Origin of the sequence: Bradyrhizobium centrosematis, assembly GCF_045571495.1 — a bacterium.
Lineage (GTDB): Bacteria > Pseudomonadota > Alphaproteobacteria > Rhizobiales > Xanthobacteraceae > Bradyrhizobium > Bradyrhizobium centrosematis.
In genome coordinates this window covers 651453-675667 of the sequence record NZ_CP120703.1, presented here as the reverse complement: position 1 = coordinate 675667, position 24215 = coordinate 651453, and the positions used below count along the sequence as shown (strand labels likewise).

Below are 24215 nucleotides of genomic sequence, written 5' to 3'. Positions count from 1 at the left end.
CGCAGATATCAAAGCGACGCAACACGCTTTGCGTGTGGTCGCGTTGACTGGATGTTCCCTTGTGAAATGCAACGCCGCGATCTAGCCTTCATGCAGCGCACAACACATGCGGCCTGCCCGTTTTGTTTGCGGCGGCTGCATCAATAATCGTCAAGACAATCAAGGAGGGAATGCCATGAGCGGCAGCATCAATCGCCAAATCCTGCTGGTCGAGAAGCCCAGCGGCAAGCTCGGCCCCGAGCATTTCAAGATGGTGGACGGCACAATGCCGGAACCGAAGGACGGCGAGGCCCTGCTGCGCGTGCGGTACATTTCACTGGATGCCGCCAACCGCGCCTGGATGCACGGCGCGACCTATCGCTCCGCGGTGGAGGCCAACAGCGTGATGGCCGGCGGCGCCATCGCCGAGGTCGTCAGCTCGAAGGCGCCTGAACTCGCTCCCGGCGACATCGTGTTCGGCGACACCGGCTGGCAGGAATATGCGGCGGTGGCCGCAAAGCATCTCACCAAGATGCCGAGGCTCGAGCCGATGACGCATCTGCTCAGCGTGTTCGGCATCGCCGGCCTCACCGCCTATTTCGGCCTGCTCGAGATCGGCAAGCCCAGGGAGGGCGAGACCGTCGTGGTCTCCGCGGCTGCAGGCTCGGTCGGCTCGATCGTCGGGCAGATCGCGAAGATCAAAGGGTGCCGGGTGGTCGGCATTGCCGGCGGCGCGGACAAGTGCAACTGGCTGACCTCCGAGCTCGGCTTCGATGCCGCGGTGGACTACAAGGACGGCGCGCTGTTCAAGGCGCTGCGCGCCGCAGCTCCCAAAGGCATCGACGTCTATTTCGACAATGTCGGCGGCGATATTCTCGAAGCCTGCCTGCCGCAGATGAACAATTACGGCCGCATCGCCTGCTGCGGCGCGATCTCGCAGTATGATAGCGCGCCTGCCGCGCACGGCCCGCGCGGCGTGCCTGGCCTGATCGTGGTGAAGCGGCTGGTCATGCAGGGCTTCATCGTGATGGACTACATGAAGGAGAGCCAGCGCGCGCTCGCCGATCTCCAGGCATGGGTCAAATCCGGCAGGCTGAAGGTGCAGGAAGACATCATCGACGGCCTCGCCAACACGCCGAAGGCGCTGATCGGATTGCTCGCCGGCGAGAACCGCGGCAAGCGCATGGTCAGGCTCTGACGACGTACGTCAAGATTGCGCCGGCAATATTGACTTGCGGTCGACGCGGAAGCGGCCAAAGATGCCGCTCCGCGAGCTGCCGCTCGCGACGATTATTTGCATCACTTTTGATAAAGCGTCGGCGTTACCGACAGGGCAGGAATTGATTCAGATGTTCAACACGTTGAAACACGCCTCAGCGCGCAGCGCATTGCTCGCCGCAGCGCTCTTCGCAACTGCAACAGGCGCCTTCGCGCAAGCGCCCACGGAGGCCCAGAAGAGCGCCGTCCGGTCCGCGTGCCGCTCGGACTTCATGGCGCATTGCGCGAGCGTGACACCCGGCGGCACGGAAGCGTTTCAATGCCTCGCCAAGAACATGTCGAGCCTGTCGTCAGGGTGCCAGGCCGCGGTTCGCGCGCTCGAGCCGGCGACGGCGCCGAAGACCGAAGCCGCGCCCGCCGCTCCGAAGACCGAAGCTGCCCCCAAAGCTGAGCCGGCGCCGGCACCTCCCGCGCCGAAGGCTGAATCCGCTCCCGCTGCGAAGCCGGCCGCCGCACCGGCGCCGAAGGCTGCTGCGCCCAAGCAGCCAAGCAGCACGCAACTTGCTGCAATCAAGAGCGCGTGCCGCGGCGACTATCCCAAGGTCTGCGCCGGCGTGCCGCCGGGCGGCGCGCCCGCGCTCGAATGCCTGGAGAAAAACAAGGCCAAGGTCTCGCCCGCCTGCGAGAAGGCCGTGAGCGCCGCAAGCGGTGGCGGCGCACCGGCCGCAGCGCCGGCTGCAGGGGCCGCTCCTGCGGCGGCAGCACCCGCAGCCGCGCCGGCCGCGATCGTGCTGCGACCCTTACGGCCGCGCGAAGAGCTGTTCATCGTCCGCTCGGCCTGCAGCGCGGACATCCGCACGCTCTGCGCCGGGGTCGCGCCCGGCGGCGGCCGCATCATCCAATGCATCTCCAGCAACGCCGCCTCGCTGTCGCCGGCCTGCAAGGACGTGCTCGCCCCGTTCGCCGCGCGGTAGATTTGCAAATCGACATTTGGCGTGCGAGCGAATTTTCGCGCGCCTGCTCCGACAAACCTTTGCAGATATCGATTTTGATCACGACTAGCCGGGAGGACACCATGCGTACATTGCTACTCGTTGCTTCTGCACTCCTTGCCTTCGGAGCGACCATGACCGTCGCGGCCACTGATGCCAATGCGGTGGTGTGCGCCCGCGGGGTCTATCGCGCCGGCTGCGCCGGGCCGAACGCGGCGGTCGTGGTTCGCAAGCCGGTTCCGGTCGTCCGCTGCACCAGGGTGCTGGTGAACGGGGTCTACGTGAAGCGCTGCGTCTGACGCGCGAATAGCCAAGCCGGCGCGGTTTGGCTATGTTTCGGACCTGACGGGTTCGGAACGCGCGCAAAACGCGGGTCCGAGGATGCGTTTCGGCGCGCCTTCGCTTGGCCGATAATTCTGCTGGCGCCGGGCACCGGAGCACATTAGTCTACCCCTAGATAGTAAGTATACTGTCAATTAGGGAGGCAGACGTTGCGGATCGCCGTGATTGGCGGGGGGCCCGGAGGGCTCTATTTCGCCTATCTCTGGAAGAAGCGTCACCCCGAGGATCAGGTCGACCTGTTCGAGCAGAACCCGGCCGACGCGACCTGGGGCTTTGGCGTCGTGTTCTCCGACCAGGCGCTGGAATTCCTGCGGGCTGACGACCCCGAGACGGTCGATGCCATCGCGCCGCATATGGAGAGCTGGGAGAACATCACGCTCAACCTCCACGGCGACAGTGTCGCCATCGACGGCGTCGGCTTCTCCTCGATCGGGCGGCTGGAACTGCTGAGATTCCTGCAGCAGCGCGCAATCGACGCCGGCGTCACGCCGCGGTTCGACACGCAGATCCAGACAATCGACCAGCTCAACGGCCACGATTTGATCGTCGCCGCCGACGGGCTCAACTCGCTGGTGCGCCGCGCCTATGAGGGCGATTTCGGCACCTCGCTGTCCTACTCCTCCAACAAGTTCGTCTGGTACGGCACCTCGAAGCGCTTCGACACGCTGTCGCAGACCTTCGTGAAGACCGACCGCGGCGCCTTCAACGCACATCACTACCGCTACTCGCCGACCATGAGCACCTTCCTGGTCGAATGCGACCACGCGACATGGCAGGCCTATGGCTTCGCCTACAAGGACGTCGAGCAGTCCAAGGGCGTCTGCGAGGAGGTGTTCGCCGACACGCTCGGTGGCCGCTCGCTGGTCTCCAACAAATCGGTCTGGCGCAATTTCCCCTGGGTCTGGAACGAGCACTGGTCGTTCAAGAACATGGTGCTGCTCGGCGACGCGCTGCATTCGGCGCATTTCTCGATCGGCTCGGGCACACGGCTGGCCATCGAGGATGCGATTGCGCTGGTCAAGGCGCTGGAATCGGATGCGCATCTTGCGACTGCCCTGCACCGCTACCAGGCCGCGCGAAAACCGGTGGTGCAGAAGCTCGTCAATGCCGCGCGCACCTCGGCGTTCTGGTACGAGCACTTTGCCGAGCACATGAAACTCGACCTGATGGACTTCGCCTACAGCTACATCACCCGCTCCGGCCGCATCGACGATGCACGCCTGCGCCACATGTCGCCGGCCTTCATGGCCCGCTACGAGGCCGCCAAGAACGGTAAAGACACTGGCGGGGATGCCAGCGACGAGGCGACGGCATGAGCAACGAAATTCGCGACCAGGTGCCCCCCGACAGCGCAGGAGCCCGCGAGATCGGCTTCGCCGTTCCTGACATCTACAACGCCAGCCGCCTCCTGTTCGACAACCTCGGCAAGAGCCGCGGAGACAAGCTCGCGCTGATCGGCCCGGCGGGCACGCGCACCTACGCGGAGCTCTGCGCGGAAGCCTGCCGCTGGGGCAATGGCTTCGCCTCGCTCGGCCTGAAGCGCGGCGATCGCGTGCTGCTGTTCCTCGACGACACGCCCGCTTACCCGGCCGCGTTTTTCGGCGCGGTGCGCGCCGGTTTCGTGCCGCTTCTGATCAACACGCTGACGCCGCCGGACCTCCTGCAATTCTATCTCGCCGATTCCGGCGCGAGTGTTGCGGTGGCGGATGCCGAATTCTGCGCGCGCTTCAATGCGGAGGCCTGCAAGGATACCGGCCTGCGCACGCTGATCACCGTCAACGGCGCGGCGGGCGATCACGCCGCGCCGCGCGCGATCGCGGCGGAAAGCTGGCTGGCGCAATTCTCCACCGAGCTGGCCGAAGCGGACACGCATCGCAACGAGATGGCGTTCTGGATGTATTCGTCCGGCTCGACAGGCCGGCCCAAGGGCATCGTGCACCTTCAGCACGACATGGCCTATAGCGATCTCGCCTTCGCGCGGAACATCCTGAAGCTGACGCCCGACGACATCTGCTTCTCGGTGCCGAAGATTTTCTTCGCCTATGGCTTTGGCAATTCCATCACCTTCCCGTTCTCGGCGGGAGCTGCAACGCTGCTGCTGCCGGGCCAGCCGAAACCCGCCGCGATCTTCTCGGCGATCGAGCGCTACAGGCCGACGCTGTTCTTCGGCCTGCCCACGCTCTACACGGCACTGACCAAGGCCGAGGGTGCAGAGAACACGAATTTCTCATCGCTGCGCATGTCGCTCTCCGCAGCCGAAGTGCTGTCGGCGGAGGTCTTCAACGGCTGGAAGACACTGACCGGCCTCGAGATCGTCGAGGGCCTCGGCTCGACCGAGGTGCTGCACATCTATCTCTCCAACCGGCCCGAGCAGAAGAAGCTCGGCGCCGCCGGCCTGCGCGTGCCCGGCTACGAGATCGCGCTGCGCGACAAGGACGGCCGCGACGTGGGCGACAACGAGGAAGGCATCTTGTGGGTGCGCGGCGATTCCAACACGCCGCTGTACTGGAACCGGCCGGACAAATCCGCCGAGACGATCCGCGACGAGGGGTGGATCTACACCGGCGACCGCTTCGTGAGGGATGCCGACGGCTTCCATTTCTTCCGCGGCCGCGCCGATGATCTCATTAAGATCTCGGGCCAGTGGGTCTATCCGCTCGAGGTCGAGCTGTGCCTCGCCGACCATCCTGACATTCGCGAATGTGCGGTGTTCGCCGCCGAGCTGCCGGACCGCCGCATGACGCTGAAGGCGGTGGTGGTGATGAACAACCGCACCGCCGACCAACGTGACGCGACGCGGCGATTGCAGGATTACGTCAAGGGCAGGCTGCTGCCCTACAAATATCCGCGCGAGGTGATTTTCATCGACGAGCTGCCGAAGACGGGCACGGGGAAGATCGATCGGCAGGCGCTTCTGAGGATGTAGACACTGGCGCCGCCAAATTCTCGCTGTCGTCCCTGCGAACGCAGGGACCCATACGCCGCAGCAGGAGTTGTTGTGCGAGCTCGTCATTGCCTGTCCCTCGCCAAATTACTGCTGCGGAGTATGGGTCCCGGATCTGCGCTACGCTTGTCCGGGACGACGGCGTGTGTGGAGCGCGATCATCGCCGCACCCCCCTCACCCGCCCTTGCCCAGATGCTCCAGCGCATCTTCGGCCCGCAGCGGCACCCGTGAGGCCTCGTTGTTGAGGTCCACGAGCTGTGACAACAGCCCCATCAGCGTCTTGCGATCGGCGGGCTTGAGCGGCTCCAGCATCCGGACCTGGGCACGCTCCACGGCGGGGATGATCTCGCGCAGGATCGCAGCGCCCGACTTGGTCAGATAGAGCAGCTTGATGCGCTTGTCCTCGGGCGCGGGCTTGCGCTCGATATAGGCCTTGGCCTGCAGCCGCTCGATCACGCTGCCGAGCGTGGAGCGGTCGAACGCGATCACCGCCGACAGCCGTGTGGCGTCGATGCCGGGATGGGTGTGGATCGCAATCAGCGCAGCATATTGCACCGGGGTGAGGTCGAACGCCTTGCACTCCTCCATGAAGATCGAGACCGCGATCTGCTGCATGCGCCGGAACAGATAGCCCGGCGCGGCATAGACAGCGTCGATCGTGATCGGAGCGGGCGACCTACTCGGCATCGGGCTGCTTCTCTGGTGCGGCTTCAGTGAAGGCCGGCAGCGCCTTGGCTGCGGCTTCCGCCTTTAGCAGGCGCGGATAGGCGGAGACGTCGACGCCGAAGCGGCGCGCATTGGCGAGCTGCGGCACGAGGCAGAGATCGGCCAGCGTCGGCGCATTGCCGAAGCAGAACGGACCCGGTTCGTCCTTGATCAGCGTCTCGCAGGCCGACAGTCCTTCGCGGTTGACCCAGGCGGCCCAATCCTGGACCTTGTCCTCGGGCAGGCCGAGCTCGCGCAGCCGCGCCAGCACTTTCAGGTTCTGCACCGGATGGGTGTCGCAGGCGATCGCCAGCGCAAACGCGCGCACCTTGGCGCGCTGCAACGGGTCCTTCGGCAGCAGCGGCGGATTGGGGTGCGTCTCATCCAGCCATTCGATGATCGCGACCGATTGGGTCAGCACCGCACCGGCATCGTTCTCCAGCGCCGGAACGAGGCCTTGCGGGTTGATGGCGAGATAAGCGGGCGCACATTGCTCGCCCTTGCGCAAATGATGCGGCAGATGCGCGGCCTTCAGGCCCTTCAGATTCAGCGCGATCCGCACCCGATAGGCGGCGCTGGAGCGGAAATAGCCGTGCAGCTTCATTCAGACCTCCCATTTGTCATTCCGGGGCGATGCGTGAGCATCGAACCCGGAATCTCGAGGTTCCGGGTTGACGCTTCGCGTGCCCCGGAACGACACCTTAGACGTTTGCTCGTCACATTGACGCTACCTAGATCCTCAGTATACTGTCAATCAACAAACGAACGGGAGCGCACCATGGAAGCCGTGACCAAGACGCCGGAACGCGAGGCGTTCTACCGGAAGATCGACGGCGAAAATCTCACCGCGCTGTGGACGGTGATGAGCGACCTGATCACGCCGGAGCCGAAAAGCGCGTGCCGGCCGCACCTGTGGAAATTCGACGTCATCCGCGACTACATGACGGAGGCCGGCAAGCTCATCACCGCCAAGGAGGCCGAGCGGCGGGTGCTGGTGCTGGAGAATCCCGGTCTGCGCGGCCAGTCCAAGATCACGACCTCGCTCTATGCCGGCGTGCAGATGGTGGTACCCGGCGACGTGGCGCCCGCACATCGCCACAGCCAGTCGGCACTGCGCTTCGTGCTCGAGGGCAAGGGCGCCCACACCGCCGTGGACGGCGAGCGTACCGCGATGGAGCCGGGCGACTTCATCATCACGCCGTCGATGACCTGGCACGACCATTCGAATGAGACCGACCAGCCGATGTTCTGGCTCGACGGCCTCGACATCCCGCTGGTGCAGTTCTTCGACTGCTCTTTTGCGGAGGGATCGAAGGAAGACCAGCAGAAAATCACCAAGCCAGCCGGCGACAGCTTTGCGCGCTACGGCCACAACCTCCTGCCCGTCGACGTGAAGCGGAGCTCGAAGACCTCGCCGATCTTCAGCTATCCCTATGTCTACACCCGCGAAGCGCTGGAGAAAGCCAGGACGGGCCAGGAATGGGACGCCTGCCACGGCCTCAAGCTGAAGTTCAGCAACCCCGAGACCGGCGATTTCGCGATGCCGACCATCGGCACTTTCATCCAGCTGCTGCCCAAAGGCTTCAAGACCGCGCGCTATCGTTCGACCGATGCCACCGTGTTCTGCCCGATCGAAGGCCGCGGCCGCAGCCGGATCGGCGACACTGTGTTCGAATGGGGGCCGCGCGATCTGTTCGTGGTGCCGAGCTGGCACTGGGTCACGCACGAGGCGGATGAGGATGCCGTGCTGTTCAGCTTCTCGGACCGTCCGGTGCAGCAGAAGCTGGATCTGTTTCGCGAGGATCGCGGCAACGCGTGACGGTCTGGTGCTAGCCACGTCGTCATTGCGAGGAGCCCTTGCGACGAAGCAATCCAGACCGCCTCCATGGAAGGATTCTGGATTGCTTCGCTGCGCTCGCAATGACGGAGTACCTAGCGCCAGTGCAGCAGCCGCGTCTCCAGCCAGCCGATCACCTTGCCGACGGCAAGCCCGAATACCGACAGGATCACCACGCCCGCGAGCAGTTGATCCGTCTGCATCAGATTGCCGGCCTGGAGCACGAAGGCGCCGATGCCGTATTGGGCGCCGATCATCTCGGCGCTGACAACGAGGAGCAGCGCGACGGACGCCGTGATACGGAAGCCGGCGAGGATGGCAGGCAGCGCGCCCGGCCAGATCACCTTGCGCACGATGGTCGCAAAGGGAACGTTGAAGCTCTGCGCCATGCGGATCAAGTTGCGCGGCACGGCGTCGACGCCGCTATAGACCGAGATCGCGGTCGAGAAGAACACGCCCAAAGCAATGGTCGCGATCTTCGGCTCTTCGCCGATGCCGAGCCAGAGGATCAGGAGCGGCAGCAGCGCGATCTTCGGGATCGGGAACAGCGCCGAGATGAAGGTGATGCCGACGCTGCGCGCGAGCCGCGACAGGCCGATGGCAAAGCCGACGGCGACGCCGGCTGCGGTCCCGAGCAGCCAGCCGACGCCGATGCGCAGCAGCGAGGCCGAGAGATGCTGCCAGAGTGCGCCGGAGATCGCGAGCTGATAGATCGCGCGGACGATTGCAGACGGCGTCGGCAGAAACAGCGCATTGACGAGGCCGGCACCGCCCGCCGCCTGCCAGATCGCGATGACGAGGGCGAGCGCGATCCAGCCGCCGTACCGGCTCGAGGCAGGCACGAAGCCGGCACCACGGAAGCGGACGCGCCGCGTCGCTTCATCTTTCGGGGTTACGTCGCTCGCCGCGCGGTCAAGCATGCTGGACCTCGCGCTCGGCATCGATCGCCTCGTTGCGGATCAGCGACCAGATCTGGTTCTGCAGCGCCAGCAGCTTTTCGCGCGCAACCGCTTCGCCGCGCGCCGCGCGCGTCATCGGCACGGCGACGACCTCGCGGATACGGCCGGGACGCCGCGACAGCACCACGATGCGGTCGGCGAGCCGCGCGGCCTCTTCGAGATTATGGGTGACATAGACCGCGCCCATGCCGCCATCGGCGAGCAGACGGACAAAATCCTCCATCAGCAGCTCGCGGGTCTGCGAATCCAGCGCCGAGAGCGGCTCGTCCATCAGCAGCATGGCGGGCTTGACCGCGAGCGCGCGCGAGATGCCGACGCGCTGGCGCATGCCGCCGGAGAGCTGCTTGGGATAGGTCTTGCGAAAATCGGTCAGCCCGGTGCGGCGCAGGGCGTCGTCGACCAGCGCGCGGCGCTGCGTCGCCGAGAGCTGGGTGTGCAGCAGCGGGAATTCGACGTTCTCCTCGACCGTCGCCCAGGGCAGCAGCGCAAAATCCTGGAACACGAAGGTGAGCGGATTGAGACTGTCGGCCGGCGGCGCTCCGCGCAGCTCGGGCGCGCCGGAGGTCGGCTGCAGGAGGCCGCCGAGGATCGACAGCAGCGTGCTCTTGCCACAGCCGGACGGCCCGACGATCGCCACCACCTCGCCGGCGCCGACGGTGAAGGAAACGTCGTCGAGCACGGCGAGATCGCCGAAGTTGTGGGAGATGTGGTTGGCGATCAGGTCCATGAGGCACCTTTGCTTGCTCCGTCATTCCGGGGCGGCTCGAAGAGCCGAACCCGGAACCTCGAGATTCCGGGTCTGGTCCTTCGGACCATCCCGGAATGACAGCGACGATCAATCCGCCTTCACATAGTCCTTGGCGATGATCGCATTCGCGTCAAAGCCCTTGTCGGCAAAGCCCTGCTCCTGCAGCCATTTGATCTGGTTGTCGACGTTCTTCACATCTAACTTGCCGTCTGGATCGATATAGGCGCAGTTGCCGACCACCTGTTCGACCGGCAGGTTGGTGTACTTCGCGATGATCTCCAGCAGCGGTTTTGTCTTCTCATTGATGGGCGCAACGCCGTCCTTCATGGAAGCCAGGATCACGTCGTGATATTCGCGGTCGGCCTTGGCCAAGGCACCGAGCAGCTTCGTCACCAGCGCCTTGTTGGTCAGCGTCTTCGGCGATGCGAACACCGCACCCAGCTGCCACGGCGTCTCGTCGCCGACCCAGCCTAGGAATTTAGCGCCGCCCTCGTCCATCAGCTTTCGCGCGGTCGAGATCGGCAGCAACGCCGCATCGACGGTCTCGCCCTTCAGCGCGGCCGCCGCATTCGACAGTGACTGCAGGGGCACGATCTTTACGTCCGCGAGCTTGAAGCCGTATTTGTCGGCGAGCAGGCCGAGCGAATAGTGAAAGCTCGATCCGACCTGGGTCATCGCCACGCGCTTGCCGGCGAGGTCCTTCGGCGTCTTCAGCCCGGCGGCATAGGCATTGTTGCTGGCGAAATAGCCGATCAGGGGATAGCCGGCCTTTTCGCGGCTCATGCCGCCAATCACCTTCAGCGTCCCTTTGCCGGCAAGATTGTAGAGGCCGGCGGTGAAGGCGGTGACGCCGAAATCGACGTCGCCCGACGTGGTCGCGACCGCGATCGGCTGCGCCGCATCGAAGAATTTCAGCTCGACGTCGAGGCCGGCCTCGCGAAAATAGCCCTTGTCCTGCGCGATGAAGACCGGCGCAGAGGACGACAGGCGAAGCACGCCGATCTTGGCCTTCAGCGCATCCTCGGCCCGGGCTGCACCCAGCGCCATGATCGCCAAGAGGCCGGCGGCCGCGAGCCGCGCTATCCCGATCATCCCGTTTCCTCCGTTGTGAGTCTCTTGGTCGTTCTGTCAGCAGTCCGTCACAGGCCCTCGGGCACCGGCTGGTCCCGTCCGATGAAGGCGCCCTGTTGTTTCAACGTTTCCTGCAATTTTTCAACGGGGATGTCACGCGGGATCCTGTTTCCGGCAAGCGCCAGCGCGGCCGCGGAACCGGCAGCCTCGCCCATCACGAAACAGGCACCGGAGACCCGCGCCGCCGACTGGCCGTCATGGGTCATCGAGGCACAGCGGCCGGCGACCAGCAGATTGTCGACGCCTTCGGGCACCAGCATCCGGTAAGGCAGCTCATTATAGCCGCGCGATTCCGGGATCGGCGGGAAGGTGAAGACGACATCACCGGGCACATGGGCCTCGATCGGCCAGCCATTGACGCCGATAGAATCCTCGAACGAGGCGCAGCCGAGCACGTCCTCGCCGCTGAGCTGGTAGCCGCCTTTGATGCGACGGGTTTCCCGGATGCCGAGCTGCGGCGGCAGATCGACGATGTACGACTTCTCGAACCCTGGCACAGTGCTGCGCAAAAACTCGTAGGCGGCGAGCGCCTGCTTACGGCCCTCGATCTCGCCGCGGGTGAGATCGTCGGGCTCGACGCCATTGATGGCGTGGCCGTCCTCGCGCGCCACTTGCGTGAAGTTCACCCGCCATTCGATGCCGGACTTCTGCGGCCGCACGATCGCGCTTTTCCGTGGAAATTTGTGCGTGCCGGCCGCGATGGCCTGTTCCATCAATTGCGGGATGGTGCGCCAGGCATCGCCCGCCCTCGCGGGATCGATTCCGTTGAGGCGGAGCATCATCGAAGGGTAAAGCGGATGGCCATGCGCGTCGCCGATCTCGAACGGCGCACCGGCCCAGACCGCGAGGTCGCCGTCGCCGGAGCAGTCGATGAAGATCTCCGCGCGCACCGCCTGCCGGCCGGCCTTGGTCTCGACCAGCAGCGCGTCGATGCGGCTATCTTCGCTCATCACGACGCCGGCGCCGAGCGCGTGGAACAGCATGCGCACCTTGTGGCTGGCGAGCAGCTCGTCGGCCGCGATCTTGTAGGCCGCGGTGTCATAGGCCTGGGCGAACACCTTGCCGAGGATCAGATGCGGCGTGTTAAGACCGCCCAGATGATCGATCCGCGCCAGCAGCTCCGACGCCATGCCCTGCACCAGCCGCCGGTGCTCGCCGTGGACGTTGCCGTGCAGACCGCAGAAATTGGTGACGCCAGCCGCCGTCCCCATGCCGCCGAGGAAGCCGTAGCGCTCGATCAGCAGCGTGCTCCGCCCGGCGCGCGCAGCGGAGGCCGCAGCGACGATGCCGGCCGGCCCGCCGCCGAGCACGACGACTTCGTATTCGCCATAGAGCGGCAGCTTTCGTGCCGGTTCTTCGATCGTCGTGGCCCGCATGGCGCGTCCCTTCCAGGATTCTCATGAATGGAATCACGCATTAGCCGGCAGACACAATCGTCGCAAGATCGCGGTTGCTCACCGTCCGTGAACCTGAGACAACCGCGATCATGGATTCGAACGCTGTCAGATATTCCTTCGTCGCCCTGCTCGCCCTTACGATCTCGGCTACCTCCGCCTCGGCTCTGGAGCAAAACTGCCGCTTGATCCAGGCCAAGCCTGAGCGGGAAACCTGCTACAAGCAGCAGGAGGTTGAGCTGGCGGCCAAGCGCAAACCGGCGCCAACCACTCAAGATAGCAACACGCTCGACACGCTCCGCCAGATGCGGCAGGAGGACGATGCCGTCTATCGCAGCATCAACAACATCTGCCGCGGCTGCTGACGATCAATCTTTTCCGCCGCCCCAATTCGCCGCCCGCTTCTCTGCGAACGAGGCCAGCCCTTCCGCAGCCTCGGCGCTCTGGCGCTTGAGCGAGTGCAGCTGCACGAGGCGGGTGTAGGCGGCATCGTCGACCGCCATGCCGCCGAACGAGCTTTCCAGCGCGAGGCGCTTGGTTTCGGCCATCGCTTCAGGGCCATTGGCGAGCAGCTGCTCGACCACCTTGGCGCCTGCGGCCTCGAGGTCGGCGAGCGGCACCACTTCGTGGACGAGACCGATGCGGCGGGCGTCCTCGGCGCCGAAGCGTTCGCCGGTCAGCGCATAGCGGCGGACTTGCCGTACACTAATGGCATCGCAGAGCTGCGGGATGATGATCGCGGCGGTCAGGCCCCAGCGCACCTCGGTGATCGAAAATAGCGCATTGTCGGCGGCAATGACGACGTCGCAGGCCGCGATGACGCCGGTGCCGCCGCCGAAGCAGCCGCCCTGCACCAGTGCGACGGTCGGGATCGGCAGCGTGTTGAGCCGCTGCACCGCTTCGAAGGTCGCCCGCGAGGCCGTCTCGTTCGCTTCGGCCGATTGCGGCCGCACGCCGTTGATCCATTTGAGATCGGCGCCAGCCTGGAAATGCTTGCCGTTGCCCTTGAGCACGACGACGCGCAAGGTCGGCTTTTTCGCCAGATCATCCATGGCCGCGAGCACGCCGGCGATCAACGCGCCATCATAGGCGTTGTTGACCTCCGGCCGGTTCAACGTGACGGTCGCAATCCCGCGTTCATCGAGGCTCCATAGGACGGGGTTGGCAGTCATCGGTGATCCTCCGGTCATTTGCTTGGCACGCACTATGGCCGAGGCGGCGCATCCCGATCCATATCTTTCCAGCGTGGGGCGGTCGCGCCCATCGCATGGCGGCTTGTGTCATGCTGCCGCCCGGTGGCACCAAGGGACAGGACGGAATCATCATGCGCATCTGCATTTTCGGCGCGGGCGCCGTCGGCAGCCACATCGCGGTGCGGCTGGCCCGCGCCGGCCATGACGTATCATGCGTGATGCGGGGTGCGCATCTGGAGGCGGCGCGCGCAGGCGGTCTCAAGCTGCGGGTCGCCGATTCCGAGGTCAGCGCCAAGGTGAACGCATCGGGCGATCCGGCGCAGATCGGCCCGCAGGATGTCGTGATCTCGACGCTGAAGGCGACCGCGCTGCCCGGGCTGGTGTCCAGCATCAAGCCGCTGCTCAAGGACGATACCGCCATCGTGTTCGCCCAGAACGGCATTCCCTGGTGGTACGGGATCGGCCTGCCGCCGCGGCACCCGACACCGCCGGACATTTCCTTCCTCGATCCCGGCGGGCGCCTGCGTGCCTGCATCCCGAAGGAGCGGATCATCGGCGGCGTGATCTTCTCCTCCAACGAGGTGATCGCGCCCGGCGTGGTGCAGAACCTCACCCCGGACCGCAACCGCCTCCTGATCGGCGAATGCGACGACCGCAATTGCGAGCGCATTACCCGGCTGCGCGGGATCTTCAACGATGCGCGGTTGGAATCGCCCCCCGTGGCCGAGATCCGCGAGGCGATCTGGTCAAAGCTGCTGACCAACATGTCGCTGTCCGTGCTGTGCCTGCTCACCGGCCAGACCGCGCGCGGCGTGCGTGACGATCCAGCTTTCACTGAGGTCATTCCGCGCATGCTGAACGAGGCCAATGACATCGCCCAGCACTTCATTCCCGAGGTCAAGCGCGTCACGCGCAGCGGCCCCGCCCCCAACCACAAGCCGTCGCTGCTGCAGGACTACGAGCTCGGCCGCGCCATGGAGATCGACGTACTGGTGAAGGCGCCCGCCGCCTTCGCGCGCGCCGCCGGCTTGTCAACGCCGACGCTCGATCTGATCGCCGCGCTGGCGATCCAGAAGGCGCGCGACAAGGGGCTGTATTCGGCGTGAGCTTCAGGCGATTCCGTCGATCCAGGCGGTGAGCGCGTCCAGCACCTCCGTGAGCGCCTCGTCATTGGTCCGGCCGGACTTCTTCAGCACCGCGAAGGAGTGATCGCCGCCTTCGACCTGATGGAGTGTCGCCTTCGGGCCGAGCTTCTCGACGACGGGCTTGAGATAGCTCAGATCGGCAAGCCCATCGCGGGTGCCTTGCAGGAACAGCATGGGGACCGTGATACCGGCGAGGTGCTCGGCGCGCTCGGACGACGGCTTCTTGTCCGCATGCAGGGGAAAGCCGAGGAAGGCGAGACCTCTTACGCCTGGCAGCGGAGATTTCGACTGCGCCTGCGAGGTCATGCGCCCGCCGAACGACTTTCCGCCCGCCACGAGCTTGAGACCGGGGCAGAGCCGCGCCGCCTTCGCGACCGCCGCGCGGATGGCGGCGTGCGCGACGGCGGGCTGGTCGGGGCGTCCCTTCTTCTCTTCCATGTAGGGAAAATTGAAGCGGAACGTCGCGATGCCGCGATCGCCGAGGCCCGCCGCGACCTTCTCCATGAACGCATGCCGCATGTCCGCGCCGGCGCCGTGCGCCAGTACGTAGCAGGCGCGCGCATCGGCCGGCTGCGTCAGGATCGCGGAGACCGCGCCAATGCGCTCGATGTCGAGCTTGAGCTCCCGCCCCTGGGCCAAGATTGGATGTTCCCGATGAGTCCCGCAAGAGATACTCGCGCGGCCGCGATCTGGAAACACCAATCTTCACGCGTCCTCGGCGCATGGCGTAATGCGCGGAAGCCCTCAGCTGACCCGCCGTTCCCGACCTTCCCAGAACGGTCGGCGCAGCTCGCGCTTCAGCACCTTGCCGGCGCCGGACAAAGGCAGCGGCGCCTCGGTGATCTCGATGCTGCGAGGACATTTGTAGCCGGCAATCAACGTCTTCGTGAACTCGATCAGTTCGTCGGCCGATATCTCTACGCCGCTGCGTTTGACCACGACGGCATGGACCTGCTCTCCCCATCGCTCATTGGGAATTCCGATGACCGCGCATTGCAGCACCGACGGATGCTGCGCCAGCGCGTTCTCGACCTCGACCGAGTATACGTTCTCGCCGCCGGAGATGATCATGTCCTTCACGCGGTCGACGACATAGATGAACCCATCATCGTCCATGTAGCCGCCGTCGCCCGTATGCATCCAGCCGTCGACGACGGCGCGCGCCGTCTCCTCCGGCCGCTCCCAATAGCCCATCATCACGGTGTCGCCGCGCACCACGATTTCGCCGACAGCGCCCGTCGGGGCGGGTTGATCGTCTTCGTCGACGATCCGCACCTCGCAACCGAGCGTGGCGCGGCCGGCACCGCGATGACGTCCCTTCCTGCGCCCCTCCCCGACATGCTCGTTCGCATGCAGCAGCGTCGCGATCGGCGACAATTCGGTCATGCCGTAGGCTTGGGTGAAACGCACATGCGGCAGTGCGCGCGCAGCGCGATCGAGCACTGCCTCGCTGATCGGCGAGGCCCCGTAGATGATGTGCTGAAGCGAAGACAGGTCGTAATTGCCGATCGCGGGATGATCGACCAGCATCTGGATCATCGTGGGCACCAGCAGCACGTCGGTAACCCGCTCGTTCTGCATCGCGGCCATCACGCCTTCGGGTGTGAAGCCCTGAACGATCACGTTCGAGCCGCCGGAGAGCAGCAGCGAATACATCGCAGCACCGTTGGCGAGGTGAAACATCGGCGCCGCATGCAGATACGTCGTGCTTGCCGGAAACAGCCCTTCGCCGAGCGCGTTGAGCGCATTGGCCATCAGGTTCTGGTGGCTGAGCATCACGCCCTTGGAACGTCCGGTGGTGCCGCCGGTGTAGAAGATGCCGGCGAGATCCTCGCCCTTGCGCATGGCATCCGCCACCGGAGCACTGCCGGTGATCAGATCCTCATAGCTCTCCATTCCGGCCGGCACCTCGCCGTCGTCGGCATAGATCAGCTTCAGCCCCGGAATGGCGCCCGCGAGCTGCGCACCAACGTGCGCAAAGGCCTTGTCGACCAGCAGAATCGAGGCGCGGCAGTCGCGCAGCGCATCCTCGTTCTCAAGGGCGCTCCAGCGGATATTGAGCGGCACGATCACGCCGCCCGCCCAGCCGGTCGCGAGATAAAGCTCGAGGTAGCGATCCGAGTTGAAGGACAGCACAGCGACGCGATCGCCGTTCTTGATCCCGCGCGCGCGCAGGCCGCCGGCCAGCCTCGCGACGCGTCCGCCGAGCTCGCCCCAGCTGCGGCGCCGCTGGCCATAGACGGTGGCGGGCCCGTTCGGGTTGATCTGCAGCGCGCGCCGCAGTCCGTGCGTGATATTCATCGCGTTCCTCCTCCTGTGCGCTTCTTCCCTGCTGTCTTGCGCCCTGAATTGCGCCGTTGCGGCGCCCTTGGCGTCTTCTTTGTCATCTGCTGCCGGCTCTCGGTCGCGAGGCCTTCCGTCAGCCGAACCGTGAACTCGTCGGCGATTTCGCTCGGAGAGAGCTCGCCGTCGCGTTGATACCAATGGCCGATCCAGTTGAGCGCGCCCGCGATCGCGAAGGCTGCAAGCTTGGGATCGCATGGCTTGATCGAGCCGTCGGCCGTGCCTGCGGCGATGTAGCGCCGAAAGGTGGTGTCGATGCGCTTCTTGGCGGCACGCGCGACGGCGGCGTTCCGCTCGGTCAGGTCGCGCAGATCGAAACGCACCAGGCTTGCGCCGAAATCGGTCGCCATCAGCGCCGCATAGGCGTGCACCAGCTTGCGCAGCTTGGCGAGACCCGAACCGCCGCCGGCGTTGATCTCCGTGATGACGGTGTCGACGAGCTCGGCGCCCATCGACCAGCACTCGAACAGGATCTCGTCCTTGCCGCGGAAATAATTGTACAGCGCGGGCTTGGTGATGTTCAGCCGCTCGGCGACCTCGTTCAGCGTCACGCGATGATAACCCTGCTCCAGGAACAGCTGCACGGCGGCACGAAGCACCGCCTCGCGCTTTTCGTCGCGGGCGCGGCGGCGACTCTCGAACGGCAGCCAGGGCGAAGACGACGGCAATGAGGGCGGAGCGGGCGGCGCTGAATCCATGCTCGGTCGGTTGACTCTCGTGGGCATCGACCGATATGTTACCCATGGGTAAGAAAAAGTCCAACGGGTAATTTATTTGGAGGAAAGCGATGTCTGAGGTCGTCCTCGCAGGGGTCGGCATGATCCCCTTCGCCAAGCCGGGAGCCAGCGCGCCCTATCACGAGATGGGGACGGAGGCGATCAAGCTGGCGCTCGCCGATGCGGGCCTCGGCTACGACAAGGTGCAGCAGGCCTATGCCGGATACGTCTACGGCGATTCCACCTGCGGGCAGCGCGCGCTGTACCATGTCGGGATGACCGGCATTCCCATCGTCAACGTCAACAACAATTGCTCGACCGGCTCCACCGCCCTGTTCATGGCGCGGCAGATGATCGCGAGCGGCGCGCTGGATTGCGTGCTGGCGGTCGGCTTCGAGCAAATGAAGCCCGGCGCGCTCGGCAGCGTCTATACCGATCGGCCGAGCGCATTCGAGGAATTCGACGCGGCTGCGGACCAGCTGATCGACGCTCCCGGCATTCCGCTGGCGCTGCGCTATTTCGGTGGCGCCGGGCTGAGCCACATGAAGAAATACGGCACCCCGCTCGACGCCTTCGCCAAGGTGCGCGCCAAGGCGAGCCGCCATGCCAAGAACAATCCGCTTGCACTCTTCCGCAAGGAAGTCACGGCGGACGACGTCATGAACGACCAGGTGATCTGGCCGGGCGTGATGACGCGCCTGATGGCGTGCCCGCCGACCTGCGGCGGCGCAGCTGCGGTGCTGGTCTCCGAGCGGTTTGCCGACAAGCATGGCATCGGCAAAGAGGTGCGCATTGCGGCGCAGGCCATGACCACCGACACGCCGTCGACCTTCAAGGCCGGGGACATGATGCAGCTGGTCGGCTACGACATGGCAAAAGAAGCGGCAAGCCGGGTCTATGAAAGCGCCGGCATCGGGCCGGACGACCTCGACGTGGTCGAGCTGCACGACTGCTTCGCTCACAACGAGCTGATCACCTACGAGGCGCTGGGCCTCTGCGGCGAAGGGGAAGCCGGCAAGTTCATCAATGACGGCGACAACACCTATGGCGGCCGGATCGTGACCAATCCGTCCGGCGGATTGCTGTCGAAGGGACACCCGCTCGGCGCCACCGGACTTGCGCAGTGCTACGAGCTGACACGGCAGTTGCGCGGCACGGCCGGCGCCACGCAGGTCGAAGGTGCCCAGGTCGCGCTCCAGCACAATCTCGGCCTCGGCGGCGCCTGCGTCGTCACGCTCTACAAGCGGCACTGACATTCATGGTCGATCAGTCAGCCGTAGGGCGCAGCTTCACGCCCGTTACCGCGCGCGTGGAGCCTGGCCGTCTCCGCTACTTCCTCAATACGCTGGGTGAGCAGAACCCGGTCTATCGTGACGCAGACGCCGCGCGTGCGGCCGGGTTCGCCGGCATGCCGGTGCCGCCGACCTATTTGTTTTGCCTGGAGATGATGGACGTCGACGAGCCCTTCGAGATGTTCACCGCGCTCGGCATCGACCTTCCCCGCGTGCTGCATGGCGAGCAGAGCTTCGAATATCACGCGCCGGTTCTGGTCGGCGATACCCTGACGTTCCGGCCGCGTGTGACCAGCGTGACGGACAAGAAGGGCGGTGCCATGACGCTGATCGGCATCCGATGCGAAGTAACCAACCAGGACGGCGTGCATGTCGCCGATACCGCGCGCACCATCGTCGTCCGTAACGAGGTGGCGTCGTGACGGCACCCGGAGACATCAAGGCCGGCGATCGTATCGTCCACAAGGTCTTTCCGCCGATCACCCGCCACACGCTCGCGCTCTATTGCGGCGCATCGGGCGATCACAATCCGATCCACGTCGATATCGACTTTGCCAAGGCGGCCGGATTTCCGGACGTGTTCGCGCACGGCATGCTGGCGATGGCCTGTCTCGGGCAGGCGCTGACGGATGCGGTGCCGCCGTCGAAGCTCCGCAGCTTTGCGACCCGGTTCGTCTCGATAACTCAGCTCGGCGCCAAGCTCATTTGCGAAGGCACGGTGACCGAGCTCTTCGCCGAGGATGGCGAGAATCGCGCAAGGCTCGCGCTCACCACCAGGGACGATCGCGGCGAGGTCAAGCTCGAAGGCAGCGCCGTCGTCGCGCTGTGACAGCAAGAGGACACATGCAAATGGCAAAGCTACAAGGAAAGGTCGCGCTCGTCACCGGCTCGGGCCGTGGCATCGGGCGCGCAATCGCACTCAAGCTCGCGCGCGAAGGCGCCAGGGTCGTCGTCAACGATCTCGATGCCGAGCCCGGCAATGCCGTGGTCGCGGAGATCAAGGCGCTCGGTGGCGACGCCGTTGCCGTGAACGGCAGCGTCTCGGAGGCGGGTTTCGCCGACCGCTTCGTCGGCGCCGCGCTGGACAGTTTCGGTGGGCTCGACATCGTCGTCAACAATGCCGGCTACACCTGGGACTCCACCATCCAGAAGATGACGGATGAGCAGTTTCAGGCCATGCTCGATGTCCATCTGGTCGCCCCGTTCCGCATCCTGCGTGCGGCCGCCGAGCCGATCCGCGTCTTCGCCAGGAAGGAAGCCGAGGAGGGCCGCGAGGTGTTCCGCAAGGTCGTGAACATCTCCTCGATCGCGGGCCTCTACGGCAATGCCGGGCAGGCGAGTTATTCCTCGGCCAAGGCGTCGCTGATCGGACTGACGCGGACCATGTGCAAGGAGTGGGGCCGTTACAAGGTCAACGTCAATTGCGTCGCCTTCGGTCTCATCAACACCCGCCTGACCCAGCCGATCGAGGCCCAGCAGAAGACCATCGACGTCGCTGGCCGCGACATCAAGGTGGGCGTGCAGCCGCACATGCTTGAGGCGATGTCGCGGATGATCCCGCTCGGCCGCGGCGGCACACCGGAAGAAGCGGCTGACGCCGTCTATCTGTTCTGCAGCCCGGAATCCAATTATATCAGCGGCCAGGTGGTCGTCGCCGGCGGCGGCCTGATTGTCTGAGAGCGAGGCCCTGATGCAATACCGTTCCTCCTGGATGACCGAAGAGCTCGACGTCTTCCGCGACCAGTTCCGGAAATATCTCGCCAAGGACCTGGCGCCGCATGCCGAGAAATGGCGTGCGCAGAAGATGGTCGACCGCTTCGCCTGGCGCGGTCTCGGCGAAATGGGCGCCCTGCTCGCAAGCGTGCCTGAGGAATATGGCGGTCTGGGCGCGACCTTCGCCTATGACGCGGCGGTGCTCGACGATCTTGAAAGCACGGTGCCTGAGCTGACCACCGGCGTCTCCGTGCACAGCGCCATCGTCGCGCATTACATCCTCAACTACGGCTCGGAGGAGCAGAAGAAGCGCTGGCTGCCGAAGATGGCCTCGGGCGAGATGGTCGGCGCCATCGCCATGACCGAGCCCGGCACCGGCTCGGACCTGCAGGCCGTCAAGACCACGGCGAAGAAGCAGGGCAATTCCTACGTCATCAACGGCCAGAAGACCTTCATCACCAACGGCCAGGCCGCGGATCTCGTCATCGTCGTCGCACGCACCGGCGAAGCGGGCGCCAAGGGCATTTCGCTGATCGTGGTCGAGACCGCGGGCGCGGACGGCTACAAGCGCGGACGCAACCTCGACAAGATTGGCCTGCACGCCTCCGACACGTCGGAGCTGTTCTTCGATAATGTGCAGGTGCCGCCGGAAAACCTGCTCGGCAAGGAGGAAGGCCAGGGCTTCGTCCAGCTGATGCAGCAATTGCCGCAGGAGCGGCTTGCGCTCGCGGTCGGCGCCGTGGCCGCGATGGAGCGGGCGGTCAAGCTCACCGCCGACTACACCAAGGAGCGGAAGGCGTTCGGCAAGCCGCTGCTGGATTTCCAGAACACCGCCTTCAAGCTCGCCGAGCGCAAGACCGAGGCGATGATCGCACGCGTCTTCGTCGACTGGTGCATCGAGCGCCTGATCGCCAAGGACCTCGACACCGTGACGGCGTCTATGGCGAAATATTGGTGTTCGGAGAAGCAGGTCGAGACCGCCGACGAATGCCTGCAGCTATTCGGCGGCTACGGCTACATGCAGGAATATCCGATCTCGCGCATCTTCATCGATTCCCGCATCCAGAAGATCTATGGCGGCACCAACGAGATCATGAAGCTCTTGATCGCCAGATCCTTATAGATCAGGTCGCTGTAGGAGGCGCGCTCACTTCGGATGCCACCAGCGGCCGCCGATGACGACGCCTTCGGACACGATCTTGCGATCGCCGATCAGGTGTTCGCCGACCACGTCCTCGTAGTCGAACTGGCCGCGGCTGACCGAGATCAGCGTGGCGTCGCCGACGCTGCCGGGCTTGAGGCTGCCGAGCTCGGGGCGGCGCAGCGCCATCGCCGCGTTCACCGTCGAGGCCGCGACCACGTCGGACAGCTCCATGCCCATGCACAGGAACTTCGACATGGTCGTGACTTGGTCGAAGGCGGGGCCGTCGATGCAGAGCTGGTGGATGTCGGAGGAGATCGTGTCGGGATAGAAGCCGTTGGCGAGCATCGCGCGCGCGGTCTTGAAGGCGAACGAGCCTTTGCCGTGGCCGATGTCGAACAGCACGCCGCGCTCGCGCGCATCCAGCACCGCCTTCTTCACCGTGCCTTGTGCAGTCGCCGGCGTGTTCGGGAAGGGGCGGAACGCATGGGTCAGCACGTCGCCGGGACGCAGACGTGCCAGTACCTCCTCATAGCTCGGCGGCGGATGGTCGATATGCGCCATCAGGGGCATGCCGACCTCGTTGGCGACCTCGAGCGCGATGTCGAGCGGCACGGCCCCCGAGGTGCCTGAGGAGTGCAGGCCGACACGCACCTTTATGCCGACGATGAGATCACGGTTGGCATCGGCCACCTTCGCGGCCTCGATCGGATTCATCAGCCGCAGCTCCTCGCTCTCGCCGACCATGATCCGGTGCGAGAAGCCGAAGATGCCGGCATGCGAGACGTGCAGATAAGCGAGGATGCGGACCTGGCTCGGCTCGATCACATGCTTGCGGAAACCGGCGAAATTGCCGGGGCCGGCGCTGCCGGTGTCGACCGCCGTGGTGACGCCGGACAGACGGCAGAACTCCTCGGCGTCGATGCCGAGCGAGGTGCCGCCCCAATAGACATGGGTGTGCAGATCGATCAATCCCGGCGTCACGATGTATTTCGAAACGTCTCGCACCTCCGTGCCCGGGTCCGCCTTGAGCGCGCTGCCGACCGCCGCCACCTTGCCGCCGGCAAAGGCGACGTCGGTCACGGCATCGAGCTTCTGCGAGGGGTCGATCACGCGGCCCCCGCGCAGGATCAGATCAAAAGGCATCATGGTCTCCGGGATTTGGTCAGGGAGGCGGCTGAAGTCCGCCAAGGAAGGAGCCTGCTTCTAGCAAGTTTTGCGCCGGGAGCTTGTCGTGCAGGCGCGACGGTGGTGCGAGGCTGGCGATCCCGGGAAGACTCGAACTTCCGACCTACGGTTTAGGAAACCGTCGCTCTATCCGGCTGAGCTACGGGACCGCGGAACCCGCGTCTGGCGGGTTGCCTGGGGTGTACATATCAAAGCGGCGCCGCGACCGGAAGCCCTCGCCCGAACCAACGTGCAAGGATCTCCGGCCCTAGGCCCTGATATTGTTGTCCTTCACCACCTTGCCCCAGGTGGCGACCTGCTTGTCGAAGAAGGTCTTGAAGGCGGCACCGTCCTGGAGCAGCAGCGTCATGTGCTGCGTCTCCTTCAATTGGGCGGCGGTCGCAGGCTCGCTCAGGATCTCCCTGGACGCCGCCGCGAAGGCGGCGACGATTTCGGGCGGCGTCCCTGCGGGCGCGAAGATGCCCCACCAGGCCAGCGTCTCGAAATCGGGGAAGCCTGCTTCGATCGCGGTCTGCGTGTCCGGCAGCGCCGGCAGCCGCTCGCGGCCGAGCTGCAGGATCGGACGCAGCATGTTGGTGCCGAGTTGGGCGGCGACCAGCGCCGCCGATCCCGCGATGAGATCGACATGGCCGCCGAGCACGTCGTTCATGGCCGGGCCGCCACCGCGATAGGGCACATGCACGATCTCGACGCCGGCCTTGCTGCCGAGCACGGTCATGGCGAGATGGCCGAGCGTGCCGATGCCGACCGAGGCGTATTTCACCGCACCCGGGGTCGCCTTGCAGGCCGCCACCACGTCGGCGAAGCTCTTGTAGGGACGGCCGGCCCCGGCCGCGATCACATAGGGCGCGGTGCCGATCAACAGCACCGGCATCAGCTCGCGCTCGACATCGACCGGCGGCTTGTCGAGGATCGACGGGATCACCGCATGGGAATCGAAGGTAACCAGGAACGTCGAGCCGTCTGCCGGGCTCTTGGCGACCTGCGCTGCGCCGAGCGCGCCAGCGGCGCCCGACTTGTTCTCGACCACGACGATGCGACCAAGCTTTGTCTGCAGGCTGCTCTGCAGCAGCCGGGCCATCGCGTCGGTCGAGCCACCCGGCGGAAACGGCACCACCAGCGTGATCTTGCCGGCCTGCGCCATCGCCGGCGCCATTGCGAGAATAGCCGGTGCGGCCAGGAGCGCGCGTCGTGTGATCGTCATGGTCCCCTCCCTCTTGATACTTGCGCTCTT

At 65.3% G+C, this 24215-nt stretch carries 25 protein-coding genes and 1 tRNA gene; 13 read left to right on the top strand and 13 right to left on the bottom strand.

What is annotated here, in order from left to right; all coding sequences use genetic code 11:
- Nucleotides 1-175 precede the first annotated feature (175 nt).
- From P6U31_RS03190 to P6U31_RS03170, 5 genes are all read left to right on the top strand, one after another.
- Entirely contained in the window at nt 176-1177 is a 1002-nt protein-coding gene (locus tag P6U31_RS03190; protein WP_407186824.1) for an NADP-dependent oxidoreductase, read from the top strand.
- Nucleotides 1178-1328: 151 nt separating this feature from the next.
- Entirely contained in the window at nt 1329-2171 is an 843-nt protein-coding gene (locus P6U31_RS03185) for a hypothetical protein (protein ID WP_407186823.1), read from the top strand.
- 101 nt (nt 2172-2272) lie between these two features.
- The gene (locus P6U31_RS03180; protein WP_407186822.1) at nt 2273-2488 is read left to right on the top strand and encodes a hypothetical protein; all 216 of its coding nucleotides are present in this window, start codon (nt 2273-2275) and stop codon (nt 2486-2488) included.
- Nucleotides 2489-2680: 192 nt separating this feature from the next.
- Nucleotides 2681-3847, top strand: coding sequence for an FAD-dependent monooxygenase (locus tag P6U31_RS03175; RefSeq protein ID WP_407186821.1), 1167 nt, complete (start codon nt 2681-2683; stop codon nt 3845-3847).
- Nucleotides 3844-5457 carry a benzoate-CoA ligase family protein gene (locus P6U31_RS03170; RefSeq protein WP_407186820.1) on the top strand — a complete coding sequence of 538 codons (1614 nt, stop codon included), beginning with the start codon at nt 3844-3846 and terminating at the stop codon, nt 5455-5457. The genes P6U31_RS03175 and P6U31_RS03170 overlap by 4 nt, the downstream gene beginning before the upstream one ends.
- Before the next feature lie 193 nt (nt 5458-5650).
- Here the strand turns inward: P6U31_RS03170 and P6U31_RS03165 are convergent, their stop codons facing one another.
- Both P6U31_RS03165 and maiA read right to left on the bottom strand, forming a co-directional pair.
- Nucleotides 5651-6163 (bottom strand): MarR family winged helix-turn-helix transcriptional regulator, encoded by a 513-nt coding sequence (locus P6U31_RS03165; RefSeq protein ID WP_407186819.1) that lies wholly within the window; start codon nt 6161-6163, stop codon nt 5651-5653.
- The gene (gene maiA, locus P6U31_RS03160) at nt 6153-6785 is read right to left on the bottom strand and encodes a maleylacetoacetate isomerase (RefSeq protein WP_407186818.1); all 633 of its coding nucleotides are present in this window, start codon (nt 6783-6785) and stop codon (nt 6153-6155) included. Before maiA ends, P6U31_RS03165 begins: the two co-directional genes overlap by 11 nt.
- A 174-nt stretch (nt 6786-6959) precedes the next feature.
- On the opposite strand from maiA, the gene gtdA reads away from it, so the two are divergent.
- Nucleotides 6960-8000 carry a gentisate 1,2-dioxygenase gene (gene gtdA, locus P6U31_RS03155; protein WP_407186817.1) on the top strand — a complete coding sequence of 347 codons (1041 nt, stop codon included), beginning with the start codon at nt 6960-6962 and terminating at the stop codon, nt 7998-8000.
- A gap of 113 nt (nt 8001-8113) precedes the next feature.
- On the opposite strand, the gene P6U31_RS03150 is transcribed toward gtdA, so the two are convergent.
- The 4 genes from P6U31_RS03150 to P6U31_RS03135 form a co-directional block, all read right to left on the bottom strand.
- On the bottom strand, nt 8114-8938 hold the full coding sequence (locus P6U31_RS03150) for an ABC transporter permease (protein WP_407186816.1): 825 nt from the start codon (nt 8936-8938) through the stop codon (nt 8114-8116).
- Nucleotides 8931-9704, bottom strand: a complete 774-nt coding sequence (locus P6U31_RS03145; protein ID WP_407186815.1) for an ABC transporter ATP-binding protein — start codon at nt 9702-9704, stop codon at nt 8931-8933. The genes P6U31_RS03150 and P6U31_RS03145 overlap by 8 nt, the downstream gene beginning before the upstream one ends.
- A 108-nt stretch (nt 9705-9812) precedes the next feature.
- Complete coding sequence (locus P6U31_RS03140; protein ID WP_407186814.1) at nt 9813-10817, bottom strand: ABC transporter substrate-binding protein; 1005 nt, start codon at nt 10815-10817, stop codon at nt 9813-9815.
- Between the two features lie 47 nt (nt 10818-10864).
- A complete protein-coding gene (locus tag P6U31_RS03135; protein ID WP_407186813.1) occupies nt 10865-12232 on the bottom strand; it encodes an FAD-dependent oxidoreductase in 1368 nt (455 codons plus the stop codon).
- 110 nt (nt 12233-12342) lie between these two features.
- Between P6U31_RS03135 and P6U31_RS03130 the strand changes: the two genes are divergently transcribed.
- Nucleotides 12343-12615: a hypothetical protein gene (locus P6U31_RS03130; protein ID WP_407186812.1), complete on the top strand. Its 273-nt coding sequence runs from the start codon at nt 12343-12345 to the stop codon at nt 12613-12615.
- Nucleotides 12616-12618: 3 nt separating this feature from the next.
- Here P6U31_RS03130 and P6U31_RS03125 read toward each other — a convergent pair whose 3' ends face one another.
- On the bottom strand, nt 12619-13422 hold the full coding sequence (locus P6U31_RS03125; RefSeq protein WP_407186811.1) for an enoyl-CoA hydratase-related protein: 804 nt from the start codon (nt 13420-13422) through the stop codon (nt 12619-12621).
- Nucleotides 13423-13574: 152 nt separating this feature from the next.
- Here P6U31_RS03125 and P6U31_RS03120 point away from each other — a divergent pair, with 152 nt between their 5' ends.
- A complete protein-coding gene (locus P6U31_RS03120) occupies nt 13575-14549 on the top strand; it encodes a ketopantoate reductase family protein (protein ID WP_407190075.1) in 975 nt (324 codons plus the stop codon).
- 3 nt (nt 14550-14552) lie between these two features.
- Here P6U31_RS03120 and P6U31_RS03115 read toward each other — a convergent pair whose 3' ends face one another.
- The 3 genes from P6U31_RS03115 to P6U31_RS03105 all read right to left on the bottom strand — a co-directional run bounded on the left by P6U31_RS03115 (nt 14553) and on the right by P6U31_RS03105 (nt 17629).
- Entirely contained in the window at nt 14553-15227 is a 675-nt protein-coding gene (locus P6U31_RS03115; protein ID WP_407186810.1) for an alpha/beta family hydrolase, read from the bottom strand.
- 105 nt (nt 15228-15332) lie between these two features.
- A complete protein-coding gene (locus P6U31_RS03110; protein ID WP_407186809.1) occupies nt 15333-16889 on the bottom strand; it encodes an acyl-CoA synthetase in 1557 nt (518 codons plus the stop codon).
- Entirely contained in the window at nt 16886-17629 is a 744-nt protein-coding gene (locus P6U31_RS03105; RefSeq protein WP_407186808.1) for a TetR/AcrR family transcriptional regulator, read from the bottom strand. Before P6U31_RS03105 ends, P6U31_RS03110 begins: the two co-directional genes overlap by 4 nt.
- An 89-nt stretch (nt 17630-17718) precedes the next feature.
- Between P6U31_RS03105 and P6U31_RS03100 the strand changes: the two genes are divergently transcribed.
- The 5 genes from P6U31_RS03100 to P6U31_RS03080 are packed head-to-tail and all read left to right on the top strand — an operon-like array spanning nt 17719 to nt 21775.
- Entirely contained in the window at nt 17719-18900 is a 1182-nt protein-coding gene (locus tag P6U31_RS03100; protein WP_407186807.1) for a lipid-transfer protein, read from the top strand.
- A gap of 5 nt (nt 18901-18905) precedes the next feature.
- A complete protein-coding gene (locus tag P6U31_RS03095; RefSeq protein WP_407186806.1) occupies nt 18906-19361 on the top strand; it encodes a MaoC family dehydratase N-terminal domain-containing protein in 456 nt (151 codons plus the stop codon).
- On the top strand, nt 19358-19768 hold the full coding sequence (locus P6U31_RS03090; RefSeq protein ID WP_407186805.1) for a MaoC family dehydratase: 411 nt from the start codon (nt 19358-19360) through the stop codon (nt 19766-19768). The genes P6U31_RS03095 and P6U31_RS03090 overlap by 4 nt, the downstream gene beginning before the upstream one ends.
- A gap of 20 nt (nt 19769-19788) precedes the next feature.
- Nucleotides 19789-20616 (top strand): SDR family NAD(P)-dependent oxidoreductase, encoded by an 828-nt coding sequence (locus tag P6U31_RS03085; RefSeq protein WP_407186804.1) that lies wholly within the window; start codon nt 19789-19791, stop codon nt 20614-20616.
- Between the two features lie 13 nt (nt 20617-20629).
- Nucleotides 20630-21775 carry an acyl-CoA dehydrogenase family protein gene (locus P6U31_RS03080; protein ID WP_407186803.1) on the top strand — a complete coding sequence of 382 codons (1146 nt, stop codon included), beginning with the start codon at nt 20630-20632 and terminating at the stop codon, nt 21773-21775.
- Between the two features lie 24 nt (nt 21776-21799).
- Here P6U31_RS03080 and P6U31_RS03075 read toward each other — a convergent pair whose 3' ends face one another.
- The 3 genes from P6U31_RS03075 to P6U31_RS03065 all read right to left on the bottom strand — a co-directional run bounded on the left by P6U31_RS03075 (nt 21800) and on the right by P6U31_RS03065 (nt 24185).
- Entirely contained in the window at nt 21800-22939 is a 1140-nt protein-coding gene (locus P6U31_RS03075; RefSeq protein WP_407190074.1) for an amidohydrolase/deacetylase family metallohydrolase, read from the bottom strand.
- A 114-nt stretch (nt 22940-23053) separates the two neighbouring features.
- Nucleotides 23054-23130 (bottom strand) — tRNA-Arg (locus P6U31_RS03070).
- Nucleotides 23131-23228: 98 nt separating this feature from the next.
- A complete protein-coding gene (locus P6U31_RS03065; protein ID WP_407186802.1) occupies nt 23229-24185 on the bottom strand; it encodes a tripartite tricarboxylate transporter substrate-binding protein in 957 nt (318 codons plus the stop codon).
- Nucleotides 24186-24215: the final 30 nt, after the last annotated feature.